We start from the raw sequence: 13,850 nt of genomic DNA, 5'->3' as shown, positions 1-13,850 counted from the left end.
CATGTCGCCGAGTCCGGCCGCCGCCAGCGCTCGGCTGGCTTTGGTTACCAACTGCCTCGGGTGCGGCACGCAGGTCTCCTCGTGTCGGATTCAGACGGTGTGCGGCGTGGCGTGTTCGGCGACGATGACCTCCGTGCCGTCCGGTGCCAGCTTACGCAGCAACTGATGGTGCAACTCCTGATGCACGGCGGCAAGGCCGGCCTGGTGGATGGGGACGACGACGCGCGGCGCCAGGGCGCGCACGTAGTCGATGGTCTCGCCGAGCTTCAGCCACGGGCCGGCGGCCGGAACCAGCAGCACGTCGACGTCGGTGCCGGGCGGGTCGAGGGCGTCGCCGGGATGCAGAACGAGTCCGTCGATCAGGTACCCATTGTTGTCGGAGCCGGGTAGGTCGGGGTGGATGCGGGCGTGTTCGCCGCTGCCGGTCACGGTGATCTCGACACCGCTGATCGTGAGCTTGTCGCCCGGAACGGCGACCGTGGTGGCCAGTCCGGCGAGGACGGTCGCGGCGCCGGGGCTGTGCACGATCGTCGCGTCCGGGTTGCGTTCTGCCAAGGCACGCAGACGGTCGGCGTCGAGGTGGTCGGGGTGGGCGTGGGTGATCAGGATCAGATCGAGGTCCCGGAGTTCCTCGAAATCGGTGGAATAGGTTCCCGGGTCGATCAGGATCCGCGTCGCGGTGTCCTGCTGGGGGATCTCGACCAGCACGCAGGCGTGGCCGAAATGGGTGAGGCGCATGGTGCTCGGTGGCCCTTCGGTGTCGGGTCAGGGGTTGACTACCGTCATCCACATCGGTTCGGTGCGGCGCTGCATGGCATCGACGGCCTGCAGGGCGTCCTTGAGCGGGAACCGATGGGTGATCAGTTCGTCCGCGGTCAGCGTGCCGTTCGCCAGCATGCGCAGGATCTCCCGGGCGTCGTTGCGGGTGCAGGCTCGGGTACCGACGAAACGCCAGCAGTTGACCATCATCGCGGCCGGCGGCAGCGACAGCGGGGTCGCGTTGGATCCCATGTGGACCAAAGCACCACCGGTGGCCAACGCGGCCATGGCCTGCGCGGTGGCCGCCCCACCGGGGATGTAGTCGATGACGGCGTGCGCGCCATCGGGAGCCAGTTCGCGCAACCGCCGGGTGAGCCCACCGGTACTCGCCCAGTCCTCGGCCAGATCGTCGAACGCGACGGTGGTGGCCGGGATGCCGCCGGCCAGTGGCACGACCGCGCGGACGCGGTCGCCGTCACGGCCGACGAGGATGAGGTTGGCGATGCCGAAGTGCGCGGCGAGTTTGACGGTCGCGGTGCCCATGGTCCCGGTCGCGGCGGTGACGATCACGGTGGCGCCCATGGGCAGGTCCGCCAATTTGAGCGCGCGCAGCGCATTGGCCAGGTCGTGCGCCTTGGCCGCGACGTCGAAGCCGACGGTGTCGGGCAGTCGGTCGATCAGCCAGTGTGGCACGCGGACGTATTCGGCCAGGCCGCCGTCGTGGTACTGCTCGTAGAGCGGTGGCACGACGTCGCTGAACACGGCGTGGCCGAGGATGGACTGCTGGGCGCACATCATGTCGCGGTCGGTGCGGCAGTAGTCGCAGTTCCGGCAGTTCAGGTTCGGGTGCACCCGAACCCGGTCCCCGACCGCGACGTCGGTGACGTCCCTGCCGACGGCGGCGATAGTGCCGGCGGCCTCGTGCCCGAGGGTGGTGGGCAGCCGCTTGAACCGGCCCAACTCCAGCAGCCGGATCAGGCCTGGGACCAGACCCGCCGAGGCGACCTTGACCACCACGTCGAGGGGTCCGGGTGCCGGGACGGGGATCTTCTCCAACGTCAGCGCACTGGCGCCGGCATCAGCTCGGACGGCGAGCATGGTGGTCATTGATGGGCCTCCGCATTGAGAGCCTGGAGTCGTTCGGGCGCATAGGCTTCCGACTCGCGGGTGGTTTCGGCCACTTGGGGGAGTTCGCGGTGCGAGAGCAGGCTGAGGTAGTGGCCGGGCTCGGTCGTGACGCTGGTGTGGGCGACGCCGAGTGGCACCCGGACGAAGTCGCCGGGTTCCAGGTCGACCAGCCCACGCTGGCTGACCAGCGTGCGCCGACCGCTGACCTGGTACTGGATCTCGTCGGCGTCAAGCCGCCTGCGGTAGCGGCGAGCACCACCCGGGGTGGTGTTGACGAAGCCGATGCGGATGCGCTCGGTGCCGTATAACGACGTGGTGGCGCGGTCCGGGTCGGCCCGCAGCACCGTCATACGGCGGTCCTCATGGTGCACCTGCTGAAGCAGTTGCTGTTCGTCCACACCGAACACCCCGAGGTCATGGCCGGGGGTGCCCATGCACTGGGTGACGGCCTCGTTCACTTCACCGGGCTGCCAGCCGGGAAAGGGTGGGAAAACCGGGACGGAGACCCGATCCGCCGGTGCCAGCTCGCTGACCGGCGCCGGCAGATAGAACAACAGGTGGCTCTCTTCGCGCCCGTAGTTGTCGTGCGCGACGCCGCGTGGGATGCGGGAGAACTCACCCGGCCGGTGCTCGATCACGCCCAGTTCGGTCATCAGCGTGCGCTCGCCCGCGATCTGGTAGGAGATCTCGTCCACGTCGCAGTTGCGGTGGTAGAAGGGCTGCCGGCCCTTCATGATCTGCCACTCGACGCGGATCTCGTCGTTCTCGTAGACACCCCGCGGCGGGGCGAACGGCTGGTGGATGTACTCCTGTGGGTAGTGCACCACGCTCAGCGGGGGATACTCGCGCCACGACCTGCCCGGCACCTTCGGCGGATACGGCGGCGTCAGCAGCAGGTGCTCGTCGCGCGCGACGCTGCGCAACGGCAGCTCCGATCCGATAACCAGGACGTCCTCGACGACCTCCATGGCGAACTCCTTGTCTTGGCGGATCAACTGGTAGGGAGTGCCTGGTAGTAGCGGGCAGCCCCCGGGTGCAAGGGGATCGGTGCCCGGCCCATCGTCACGGGATCCAGCGGGTAGGTGACCGGGCTGCGCTCGGGCGCCAGGTGCCGGTACTGGTTCTCCAGGAGCTGCCGGGTCTCGCCGAGTACCCACGCCACCGCGTAGGCGATGTCCTCGTCGAGGTCGGTGGTGGTGATCATGAGGAAGTCCGAGAAGTCGAGTGTCCGGAAGCTGTCGGCGCCAGGGAAGTAGTCGTCGGCGACGGTCGCGGCGGGCCAACCGTAGTCGGCTTCGAGCCCGGCCAGCACGTCGTCCTCGACCGGCAGGAAATGGTAGTCAGGGGCGAGTTGCTGCCAGTGCGGCAGCATCACGGCCTCGTGGATGATCGCGTCCGCTCGTCCGGCCAAGGCGTGGCCGAGCGATTCGAAGGGCCGCTCGTCCTCGAGGAAGCGTCCGCCCCACGCGAGCAGATCGATCCCGGCACGGTCCAGAATCGCGTGCGCGGCCAGTCCGACGTGGTTGATGCCGTCGTTGATGGAGGTGGCCAGCCGCAGCGGCGGAGCCTTCTCGCGCAACTCGGCGAAGGTGGTGACGTTGTGGCAACGGTGGACGGCCAGCACCAGCCGGTCGCGTTGCGGAATGACGCCGAGCGCGCGCAGCTGCGGAAACTTCTCCTCGGCGTAGACGCCGCGCCCGTCCAGGGCGGTGATGGCGAACGCGGCGGGGGTGGTCAACGCGATGTCGACCTCACCGTGCCCGACCGCGCGGACGGCGTCGACGAAACCGCGGCTGTTCCAGGTCGCGATCCGGGTGTCCGGCCCGGACCGGTCGGCCAGTTCCTGGGCGACCCAGCCGCAGACTCGGTGCAGGTTGGCAGTGCCCCAGTCGCCGCGCAGGTGCAGGGTGAAGCCGCGGTCGATCTTGGGCTCTTGTGGACGGTCGGTCATCGGGCACCGCCTTCGATTGTCGTGGTGGCGCGCACGGTGTTGCGGATGGTGCCGACGCCGTCGACCTCGACCGTGATCTCGTCACCGTCACGCAGGAACACCTGCGGGTCACGGCGGAAGCCGACTCCGCCCGGTGTCCCGGTCAGAATCAGGTCGCCGGGTGCCAGCGCGGTGAACGTGGAGAGGGTCGCGATCAGCTTGGGGATGGTGAACATCAGTTGGGACACGTCGGATTCCTGCATCTTCTCGCCATTGAGCACCGTGCGGATGCCGGCGTTGTCGATGTCGACGTGCTCGGGTGGGACCAGGTACGGGCCGACCGGAGTGCTGGCGTCCCAGGCCTTACCCTGCATCCACTGGTGCGTTTTGTATTGATAGTCGCGCATGGTGACGTCGTTGGCCACCGCGTAGCCCAGGACGTGGTCGACGGCGTCGGACTCGGCGATCCGACGGCCGGGACGGCCGATCACCACGACGAGTTCGCCCTCGTAGTCCACCTGGGTGGATTCCGGCGGCAGGACGATGTCGTCCTGGGGGCCGATGAGGCTGGTGGCGAACTTTCCGAACAGCACCGGGTAGTCGGGGGTGTCTCGTTTGGTCTCGGTGACGTGGTCGCGGTAGTTGAGCCCGACGCAGAAGATCTTCGACGGCCGGGGCACCACCGGCAACAACCGCACCCTCTCGACCGGTACGGCCCCGGCTTCGTCGCGGGGTGCTGTCGACAGCACCTCCGGCGTAGTCACCGGGCCGAGTTCAGCAATCCCGGACAAGGGAATGAGCGTCGTGCCCCGCACCTCGCCGACCTGGTGCCGGCCATGGTGTTCGTAGGTCGCGTAGCGCACCGCTCACTTCCCTTCGCTGGTGCGGCGCCAGGACGCGAGCTGGCCGCCCCACAGGTTCACCGTGTTGGGGATGGGCTTCCACCGACGCGGCGCGTAGGTGACCCGGTCGTCGTGGAACTTCTCCATCTCGGCCGACAGTTCGACGTGGTTGCCGGCCGGATCGTCGAAGAACACGAACAGGTTGTTGCCGGGACCGTGCCGACCCGGTCCCCACGTGACGTCGACGTCCTCGTCGGTCAACCGGTCGCACCAGGCCTTGAAGTCCGCCCACTCGGCCAGGTCATAGGAGTAGTGGTCGAGGTCGCCGCCGCGACCGACGTCGACCACCGCGAGGGTGTGGTGATCGCGGTTGCTGCGCAGCCAGGCGAACCGGCCGTCGTCAAGGTGGTCGGAGATTCGGAAACCCACGACGCCGACGAAGAAGTCGACCATGGTCTCGACGTCGTCGGTGGCCAGGGTGATGTGCTGGTACTTGATCGGCCGCCGACCGGTGTCCGCGGCTGTCTCGCCGTCGCGCTGCACGGTGGTGTGGAAATGGACCTCGGTGCCGTGCGGATCGATCGTGGTGATGCCCCGCGCCGTGCCGACCGCGGCGTCGAGCGGGCCCGCGTCGAGTTCGCCGACCGGGTAGCCGGCGGCCGCGAGCCGCTCGGCAATCCCGTCGACGCCGTTGCCGTCGCGGACCTCGAACGCGTAGTGCCGCAGTCCCTGCTCGCCCTCGACCAGGTCGATCGCGTGGTGCCCGCTGCCCCAGCCCAGCCGCAGGCCGCCATCGGGAAGCTCGCTGTGCACGACCATGCCGAGCACACGCCGATAGAACTGCGCGGCCGACGCCAGGTCGGGCACTGACAAGCCGATGTGCGAGACGGCGGTCCGGGTCAGGGTGCCGACCGCGTCGCGCTCGCGCAGCACGACCCGTTGTGGTTTATCCATGGGTGAGTACCCCTTCCGATGAGGTGGTCGTTGTCCGAGGGGCCCAGGCCAGCACGCGGCCGGCGAACTCGGCGCTGTCCGCCGAACGCCAGGACGCGGCGACGACGTGGTCCGGCCGCAGCAGCACGAAGGATCCGCGATATGCCGCGAACTCGCGGGCCAGCCCACCGTCGACGTCGAGCACGAGGCGATGTGCCGTGCGCGGCAGATGCTCGTTCTGTCCGATCTCGACGGTGGTCGCGGCCAGCGCCGCCGTGACGGGTTCGGTCCCTGCCCACGAGAGGTCGCCGAGTTCCACGCCCACCAGTGCCCAGCCCGGCCCCAGCACCTCGTCCAGCCGGCGGAAGTGGTGATCGACGGTATCGAAGACCACTGGCTGCCCAATGAAGACACCGGTCGGCCCGCGACTTTCCGGGATGACGAGTCCGTCGGTATAGCGCTGTGGCGGCCGATATCGCATCTCCTCGAGGTAGGCCCGGCCGGCCGGGGTGGCCAGCGCATGGGTCACGGCCGCGTCGCGGACTCGGGCCAGGCCGGGCTTGGTCGTCATGACCCATCGGCCCAGCCGCTCGGACATGTGCACCGTGGCCAATGCGTGCGGTAGTCGCTCGCGCTGATAACTGGACAACACGGTCGGAGCCAGCCTGCCGGCCAGCACGTCGGCGATTTTCCAGGTCAGGTTGATCGCATCCCGTATTCCCGAGTTCAGCCCCTGCCCGGCGAACGGCGGCATCATGTGCGCGGCGTCGCCGAGCAGGAACGATCGGCCGATCATCCACTCGTCGGCGACGACGGCGTTGAAGCTGTAGTTCACCGCGCGTTCGACCTGGGCCGGGGTGATCGTCCGATAGCGGGACACCAGCTTCTCGATGAGTGAGAACGGCGGCTGTTCCTGCGGAGCGCCCTCGCCGGCGAACAGGCGGAACTCGTAGCGACACCGACCGTCCCGTCCGGGCACGATCACATGTGGACGGTCGGGGTCGCCGTGGTGCATGGCGAACCGCTCGGTGTGCGCGTCGTCGAGGGTGTCGACGACCAGCCAGACATCGTCGTAGCTGCGCCCGGTCATGGCGACGCCCTGCAACAGCCGGGTGGCCGACCGGCCGCCATCGCAGCCGAGCACGTACGCGGCCTCGATGGTGATCTCCCCGTCCGGGGTGACGGCATGGACATCGACGTGATCGGGTCGTTGGTCGAAGCCGACAACGCGGGTGTCGAACGAGAGCCGCACGGTCGGCGTCTCGGCCAGCGCTCGGACGAGGACACGTTCCAGATCGGGCTGGGCGAACGGGTTCTTGAACGGGTACCCGAGCCGGAGCGATTCAGGACCACGGGCGTGGAACAGCTCCTGTCCGTGGCGGTCGTAGTAGCGTGTGCCGGTGCCGGGCATCACCACCGGCAGCACCCGATCGACGATCCCGGCCTGCTGGAATCCGCGCAGCGCTTCGTCGTCGATGCTGATCGCCTTCGGTTCGTCACTGGTGCTCGAATGTTGCTCGAGTACCGCGACCGTGACGCCTCGGGCGGCCAGCAGGGCGGCGGCGGTCAGGCCGACCGGGCCGGCACCGCAGACCACCACGTCGAAGGTGCCGCTGAGCGTCATGGTTGCCAGCCTAGGCACGCATTCCTGTTTCTCGTCAGTAACGTCCTGACAAACAGGACCACCGAAAATCGCTTATGCTAGTGGACATGCCTGGACGAAGCCGCAACACCAGCACCTACCGCGAACGCAACTCCACCGCCGATCGGGCGCTGGACATCCTGCTGCTCTACTCCACCGACAAACCGGTGTGGACCGGCGCCGAGATCGCCGCGCGGCTCGGCGTCGCCCGCTCCACCGGCTACCGCTATCTGCAGAGTCTGGTCACAACCGGCTTCGTCGAGGAGACCACCGGGGGATTCCGGCTGGGGCCGCGCATCTTCGAGTTGGCCCGATCGGCCAGGGCCGGACTCGGCCTGTCCGAGGTCTCGCTGCCGGTGATGCGGTCATTGGCCGCCCGGATCAACGAGACGGTGCTGCTCACCCGCCGGTCGGGCCGGTCGGTGGTGTGCCTGGATCTGGTCGAGGCGCGACACGCGGTCCGGCTGTCCTACGACCGCGGCCACATCCTGCCGATCAACGCGGGCGCCGCGGCCGAGGTGCTGCTGGCCTGGGCCGATCCCCACGAAGTCACCGCAGTGCTCGAACAGGCGCCGCTGGAGCGGTTCACCGCCCGCACCCTCACCGAGCCCGACAAGCTGCGCGCCCGCTTCGCCCGCATCCGCAAGCGCGGTGTCGCCCTCTCCCAGGGCGAGTTGGACGAGCACATTCTGGGCGTGGCCGCACCGATCCGGGACAGCACCGGCAGCGTCTGCGCCGCGATCAGCATCGCCGCTCTGGCCGCCCGAATCCCCCGCGCGGAATTGCCGAACGTGGAGAACGCCGTCCGCGACGCCGCGACAACCATCACCCGGGAGCTTGAAATTCGCGGCAATTGATGCTCGTCCTGTATTACAGGACCACTGGTTTGACAACCAGGAATTGCGCTCCTTAACTAGTACTGGCCGTTTGATATCGCCGAATCAGCCAATGCCGGTACTCACTGGCCGGGCACGAGTCGGCGGATGGCTGCCAGCAGCCGGGCGGTGCGCTCCGGAGCCGCGTCGGCCGTGACAACTTCGGAGCGCGTCGTGAATCTTCCTCAGACAACGTGGGCTGCACGTATCTACGAACACGGCGAGCCAGACTCGCTCGTGTACGACTGGGCGGCGGGATCTGTCCCGCCGCCGGGGAACAGCACCCGGCCGGCCCGATTCCCCTCACCGCGCACGATCTGACCCTCCTTGAGCTGACCGTCGTCGGGATCCGGGGCGCACGACATCGCGACGCCCTCGGCGTCCTGTCACTGCTGGAACAGGGGCTGCTGCACACCCCGATCGCCGCGCGCTTCCCGCTCGCGCCGGCCGCCGAAGTCCACCGGCTGCTGGAGAACAACACCGGCCTCGCCGGGCTCGTGGTCGTCAAACCACACGCTGCCACGGCACCGAGGCGGCCGTCCTGAGTGTCGTTCTGACCATGTTCCACATCCCGTATTCGTCAGAAAGTCTCGAATCCACTCGCAGTACGAACCCATACCCGGAGGAATCACACGATGACCACCCCCATAACCACGATCACCCTCACCGCCGGCACGGACCAGGTGACACTGATCAATGTATTCAACGTCGATCCGCAGCGGCAAGCCAAGTTGGTCGCCGCCCTGGACGACGCCAGCGTCACCATCTTCGTGACCGTGCCCGGCTTCATCTCCGCGAACATGCACGCCAGTCTCGACGGAGCCCGCGTGATCAACTATGCGCAGTGGGCAAGTGAAAAGCACTTCACCGAAGCGCTGCAGCGGGCCGACGTCCGTGCACACATCGCCGAGGCAGCGGCCCTCGCCGACAGTTGGGACCCGACTCTCGTGCGCGTCGCTTCAATCCACCGCGCACAGGGTCGGTAGTCGTTCCTCTGCGCCGCGATAGCCGTCACGCGGGGACTTGAAATTCGCGACAGTTCATGCTCGTCCTGAAATACAGGACCACCGATTTGACAACCAGGAATCCCGATCCTTAACTGGTGGTGACCATTGATGTCGCCGAAATCAGCCAACGCCGGGTGCGATCAGACCGGGGCATGGGTCGGCAAGTAGTCGGAGGGAGTCACAATGGAGCACGCAGAGGTGAACCAGTTGGTGGTCGACCGGAATCGGTGTGAGGGCTACGGAATGTGCCAGCAGGCGGCGCCGCAACTTCTCCACCTCAATGACGATGACGAGCCGATCATCGACGTCGCTGCCATCTCGGCAGCCCAGAAACCGCTCGCTGGCGCGGCAGTGGGCGCCTGTCCGGTGGCGGCGCTGAGCTTGTCCACCACGACTGTCCACCGATGACCACACGAGGGCACCTCGTCGTCGTCGGCGCGTCCCAGGCGGGTTGCGGTGCGGCGGCGGCACTGCGTGGTTTCGGTTTCGACGGCGACATCACGGTGATCGGTGACGAGCCGCATCGACCGTATACCCGGCCGCCGCTGTCGAAGGCCGTCCTGGTCGGCGCCGAATCCGAGCACAGCGTGTTCCTGTCGGTCCCCGACGACATCCAGTTGCGCACCGGCGTCACCGCGGTCGGCCTGGACCGCGCGAACAACGTGGTCGAACTCGCCGATGGCGAACGCCTGCGCTACGACGGTCTGGTCATCGCGACCGGCGCCCGCGCCCGTCGACCGGGCAACGCCGTCGACAGTGGCCAGAACACGCTGCGCGGCCTGGACGACGCCGTCGCGCTGCGCGGGCAGCTGGCCTCCGCTCGTGACGTCGCGCTAGCCGGTGCGGGCTTCCTCGGCTTGGAGATCGCCTCGGCGGCGGCCGGCCTCGGCAAGGCCGTCACCGTTGTCGACCAGGTTCCCCCGCTGGTCACCAGGCTCGGTCCGATGCTCGCCGACCTCGTGCTGACTGCGGCCGCCGAGCACGGCGTGCGGGTGAAGGTCGCGCCTGCCGGGGTCCGGATCGACAACCCGGGTCGGCTACTGGCGATGGACGGCTCTGTGCTGGCCGAAGCCGACCTCGTCGTCACGGCGGCCGGCGATGTGCCCAACACCGAGTGGTTGCACGGGACCGGTATCGAACTCGACGGCGGGGTGGTGATCGACAGTGCGTGCCGGGTCGCGCCGGACATCGTCGCCGCGGGCGACGTGGCGTCCATACGTGGGCGCAACGGCCGAGCGATGCGCAGTCCGCACTGGTGGAATGCCCTTTCCCAGGCCAAGATCGCCGCAGCCACCCTGCTCGGTCGCGAATCGCACGACCTGGTGGGCAGCACCCCACCGTTCTTCTGGACCGAGGTATTCGGGTTGAAGATCCGGATGGCCGGCCACTTGCCTCCGGTCGGCGACCCCATGATCATCGACGGATCGCTCGCCGAACGACGCGCCCTGCTCGTCTGGCCGGCCGACGGGCCGGACAACGACTTCGGCACCGCGGTTTCGGTGAACGTCCCGATCTCCGCACCGAAGCTCACAAAGCTCGCTCAGCAACTTCCAGCTCACCAAAGGACACGTTGATGCAGTCGATCGCCACTACTCCACGGTCCGATGTGGACATCTTCTCCGAAGACGTCATGGCCGCGCCCTACCCCGTGTTCCAGCAACTCCGCGACGCAGGACCGGTCGTCCATCTTGACCGGTTCGGCGTGTACGCGGTACCGCGCTACCAGCAGGCGCGTGACGTACTCGCGGACTGGGAGTCGTTCTCGTCCGCCGACATCGCGTTCAACAATGACTTCAACGAATATATGAGCGACTTCTCCATTCTACGGTCGGACCCGCCGCTGCACGACGCCATGCGCAACACCCTCGCGGCCAAACTGGCCCGTCGGGCACTGCGCGAGCAGGAGCCCGCGATCAGCCGACGGGCCAAGGACATTGTCGGCCGCTTGGTCGAGCAGGGCTCCTTCGACGCGGTGACCGACCTCGCGCGCAGGTTCCCGGTCGAGATAGTCGGTGACCTGATCGGCCTGCCCGAGGACGGTCGGGAAGATCTGCTACGCATGGTCGACGCCAACTTCAACTGCTTCGGCCCTGACAACGAGCGCACGAGGGCGTCGCTTCCGAGGAGGGCGGAATTGGCCGACTACATGCGGGTGAGCGTAACCAGGGAGAATCTGGCCGAGGGCAGCATGGGCAGGGCAGTGTACGAGGCCGCCGACGCCGGCGCGATTCCCGCGCAGGCCGCGCCCTGGTTGGTGATGGCGTACGTCACGGCCGGGATGGACACCACGGTGCACGCGCTCGGCCACGCCGTCTGGCTGATGGCCGAACATCCCGATCAGTGGGAGTTGCTGCGGACCGACCGCTCATTGGTACCACCGGCGTTTCGCGAGGTACTCCGCTACGAATCGCCCGTCCAGGCCTTCGGACGAACGGTCCGGACCGACTGGACCGTCGAGGAGGATGTCACGCTGCCGGCGGGCACGAAGCTGGCTGTCCTGTTCGGATCCGCCAACCGCGACGAACGCCGGTGGCCCGACCCCGAACGGTTCGACGTCACCCGCGACAACATCGGACACCTGGCCTTCGGCTACGGCCTACACGGCTGCGCCGGCCAGGCGCTGGCTCGCATCGAGGGTGAGGCGATCCTCAACGCGCTGTTGGACAACGTCACCCGGATCGAGGCGGATGCACCGGTCCGCCATTTCAACAACGTTCTGCGTGGCCTGGAATCTCTCCCGGTCACGGTGTTCACCGACTGAGCCGGGATTCAGCGGAAAGCGCGGCTATGACACCGTCGTCCGGCCCTGTCTCGTCGTCCGGGAGTTCACCGAAGCGGCCGCGGCCGAACGGATCTCCCTGACGCTGTTCGCGGACCAGAGTTGCGAACCGGTGACGGCTGTGGCTGTCGCGCAAGGCGCGTCGTCGGTCGCGAACCGCGGTTAGCGCGTCGACCGCAATCTCACTGTCCACCATGGACCGCCGATCTTTGCCGGACAGGTCGCCACAAGACGACTGTCCGCCGACGACCGGTCGGCGACACGTACCGCATATCGCTCTCGCGCACGAAGTGCCACGACAGCTTTTGCCACCGACCGCCGTTCGGATCCACTGCCCGAAGCAAGCACCGTCTTCCCGTGCCCGAGCAGGCAGATCAGCCCGGAATGTGCAACAGCAGCCTCTCCGGCCTGCGCACCATAAGCTCATTGGCAAGTTCGTGGACGTAGCCGGTGGCGAGCCGAATCTCGGACCGGCGGCTCAGCAGCTCGCGGATGAAAGCCTGCGCCTCGATTCTGGCGAGCGGAGCTCCCAGACAGGCGTGCGGCCCCTTGCCGAACGCGACGTGACCGGTCGGGTGATCGCGCTCGATGTCGAATTCCAACGCGTCCGGGCCCCAGACGGACTCGTCCCAGTTGGCCGACTGCAAACCGACGACCACCTGTTCGTCATACTCGACCGGGCATCCGCTCACGTCGGTTGCGTGATGTGGGGTCCGCATCACGTACTGCAGCGGCGCGTCCCGGCGCAGGGATTCCTCGATCGCGGCTCCGACGAGCTCGGGTCGATCAAGCAGCAACTGCCATTGCCGGTGCCGGGACAACAGCGCGTGCACCAGGTTGGTGATCAGACTGATCGTGGTTTCGGTCCCGGCTTGGATCAGTTGCCAGATATGCGTGAGGGCGTCAGCCGGGGCCAGGTCCCCGGCCTCGACCGCTGCGGCCAGTCCGGACACCACGGTGTCGTCGGCCGCCCGCAGACCTGCTCGGTATTCCTCAAGAACCTCGCCCAACCGGTTCATCATGGCGATGTACTCGGGCGTGCCCTGCAACGGAGCAGGTAGATACTTGTGGAGGACGTCGCTCCATGCCTGCAACTGGACCCAGTCCTCCTGGGGTGCTCCGATGAGCGCATAGACGACCCGGGTGGCCATGCGCTTGCTCGTCGGTACCAGGTCGAAGTCGACACCGACGGGCAGCTCGAGCACCGCTGCCGCGGCGAGTTCGCGGACCCGCGGCTCCAGCAGGCGCAGCGTCCGCGGAGCGAACCACTCGCGTAACCGGCGCCGGACGTTGGCGTGATCCGGGGGATCGAGGGTCGGCAACGAACCACTGGGCCGAGCGCCTTCCGCGCCGTTGACGGGATCGAGCCGGAAATTGCTGCGCGCCGAGAACGTCGTGGTGTCAAGGAGGATCCGCTCGACGTCTTGGTGTGCGGCGACGAAGTGCATACGCGGGTGGGGTTGGGAGACTGGGCACCGCCCCCTGACCTCGGCGAGTCGGCGCTCGGCAGCGTGATGGTCAGCCAAGCTCAGGGGATCGAACGGTGCGACATGATCGGCTTTGACGCTGTCTTCCATAACAGGATGATGACACCTGGGACCTACAATATGCGACCGATGATTCACTATTCAGGACATCGCCGCTGGGTCGGCATTGCGGCCCGCAGCGCGTGCCCGATCACGGCGCTGGGGATACTCGCTTCCAGTGGTCCCGGATCGTTCCGATCCGCGCCCGGCGCTGTGGCCGGGCTCCGGAATCACCTCATCCGACGACGAGAGGGAGGAGTACCTGGTCGACGATCTCGGTGATGTCCTTAGTGGTCAGGTCGTGCGAGTCCAAGAGCAGACGTTTGATGACCAGTGCGTGCAACACCTCGAGGACCACCGGTGTCAGACGCTTCGACGACACTTCGCCGCGTTTGGCGGCGTCGCGCAGCAGTTCGGTCAGCGCGTCGA

15 protein-coding genes are annotated in these 13,850 nt (G+C 67.5%); 6 read left to right on the top strand and 9 right to left on the bottom strand.

Features of this window, described 5'->3' with window-relative positions:
* Positions 1-90: 90 nt before the first annotated feature.
* From JWQ81_RS10595 to JWQ81_RS10565, 7 genes are read right to left on the bottom strand one after another with little or no spacing between them, the layout of a single operon-like run.
* Positions 91-738: an MBL fold metallo-hydrolase gene (locus JWQ81_RS10595; protein WP_297540127.1), complete on the bottom strand. Its 648-nt coding sequence runs from the start codon at positions 736-738 to the stop codon at positions 91-93.
* 27 nt (positions 739-765) lie between these two features.
* Positions 766-1,866 carry an alcohol dehydrogenase catalytic domain-containing protein gene (locus JWQ81_RS10590; protein ID WP_297540126.1) on the bottom strand — a complete coding sequence of 367 codons (1,101 nt, stop codon included), beginning with the start codon at positions 1,864-1,866 and terminating at the stop codon, positions 766-768.
* A complete protein-coding gene (locus tag JWQ81_RS10585) occupies positions 1,863-2,855 on the bottom strand; it encodes a hypothetical protein (protein WP_297540124.1) in 993 nt (330 codons plus the stop codon). The genes JWQ81_RS10590 and JWQ81_RS10585 overlap by 4 nt, the downstream gene beginning before the upstream one ends.
* A gap of 23 nt (positions 2,856-2,878) precedes the next feature.
* Positions 2,879-3,838: a TAXI family TRAP transporter solute-binding subunit gene (locus JWQ81_RS10580; protein ID WP_297540122.1), complete on the bottom strand. Its 960-nt coding sequence runs from the start codon at positions 3,836-3,838 to the stop codon at positions 2,879-2,881.
* Entirely contained in the window at positions 3,835-4,680 is an 846-nt protein-coding gene (locus tag JWQ81_RS10575; RefSeq protein ID WP_297540120.1) for a fumarylacetoacetate hydrolase family protein, read from the bottom strand. The genes JWQ81_RS10580 and JWQ81_RS10575 overlap by 4 nt, the downstream gene beginning before the upstream one ends.
* 3 nt (positions 4,681-4,683) lie before the next feature.
* On the bottom strand, positions 4,684-5,613 hold the full coding sequence (locus JWQ81_RS10570; protein WP_297540118.1) for a VOC family protein: 930 nt from the start codon (positions 5,611-5,613) through the stop codon (positions 4,684-4,686).
* Positions 5,606-7,216, bottom strand: coding sequence for an FAD-dependent monooxygenase (locus tag JWQ81_RS10565; RefSeq protein ID WP_297540116.1), 1,611 nt, complete (start codon positions 7,214-7,216; stop codon positions 5,606-5,608). The genes JWQ81_RS10570 and JWQ81_RS10565 overlap by 8 nt, the downstream gene beginning before the upstream one ends.
* Before the next feature lie 86 nt (positions 7,217-7,302).
* Here JWQ81_RS10565 and JWQ81_RS10560 point away from each other — a divergent pair, with 86 nt between their 5' ends.
* From JWQ81_RS10560 to JWQ81_RS10535, 6 genes are all read left to right on the top strand, one after another.
* On the top strand, positions 7,303-8,091 hold the full coding sequence (locus JWQ81_RS10560; protein WP_297540114.1) for an IclR family transcriptional regulator: 789 nt from the start codon (positions 7,303-7,305) through the stop codon (positions 8,089-8,091).
* Positions 8,092-8,303: 212 nt separating this feature from the next.
* Positions 8,304-8,654, top strand: coding sequence for a hypothetical protein (locus tag JWQ81_RS10555; RefSeq protein ID WP_297540112.1), 351 nt, complete (start codon positions 8,304-8,306; stop codon positions 8,652-8,654).
* A 90-nt stretch (positions 8,655-8,744) separates the two neighbouring features.
* Entirely contained in the window at positions 8,745-9,095 is a 351-nt protein-coding gene (locus JWQ81_RS10550) for an antibiotic biosynthesis monooxygenase (RefSeq protein WP_297540110.1), read from the top strand.
* 219 nt (positions 9,096-9,314) lie between these two features.
* On the top strand, positions 9,315-9,524 hold the full coding sequence (locus JWQ81_RS10545) for a ferredoxin (protein WP_297540108.1): 210 nt from the start codon (positions 9,315-9,317) through the stop codon (positions 9,522-9,524).
* Positions 9,521-10,690 carry an FAD-dependent oxidoreductase gene (locus tag JWQ81_RS10540; RefSeq protein ID WP_297540106.1) on the top strand — a complete coding sequence of 390 codons (1,170 nt, stop codon included), beginning with the start codon at positions 9,521-9,523 and terminating at the stop codon, positions 10,688-10,690. Before JWQ81_RS10545 ends, JWQ81_RS10540 begins: the two co-directional genes overlap by 4 nt.
* On the top strand, positions 10,690-11,877 hold the full coding sequence (locus tag JWQ81_RS10535) for a cytochrome P450 (RefSeq protein WP_297540104.1): 1,188 nt from the start codon (positions 10,690-10,692) through the stop codon (positions 11,875-11,877). The genes JWQ81_RS10540 and JWQ81_RS10535 overlap by 1 nt, the downstream gene beginning before the upstream one ends.
* Before the next feature lie 392 nt (positions 11,878-12,269).
* Here the strand turns inward: JWQ81_RS10535 and JWQ81_RS10530 are convergent, their stop codons facing one another.
* Positions 12,270-13,472, bottom strand: coding sequence for a cytochrome P450 (locus JWQ81_RS10530; RefSeq protein ID WP_297540102.1), 1,203 nt, complete (start codon positions 13,470-13,472; stop codon positions 12,270-12,272).
* A 184-nt stretch (positions 13,473-13,656) separates the two neighbouring features.
* Positions 13,657-13,850, bottom strand: a 194-nt coding sequence (locus tag JWQ81_RS10525) for a TetR/AcrR family transcriptional regulator C-terminal ligand-binding domain-containing protein (RefSeq protein WP_297540100.1), incomplete at its 5' end; no start/stop codon positions are given.

It is taken from the genome of Amycolatopsis sp., assembly GCF_025464955.1.
Taxonomy (GTDB): Bacteria; Actinomycetota; Actinomycetes; order Mycobacteriales; family Pseudonocardiaceae; genus Amycolatopsis.
Note: the sequence above shows the minus strand (reverse complement) of the source record. Positions and strands in the feature narration are given on the sequence as shown.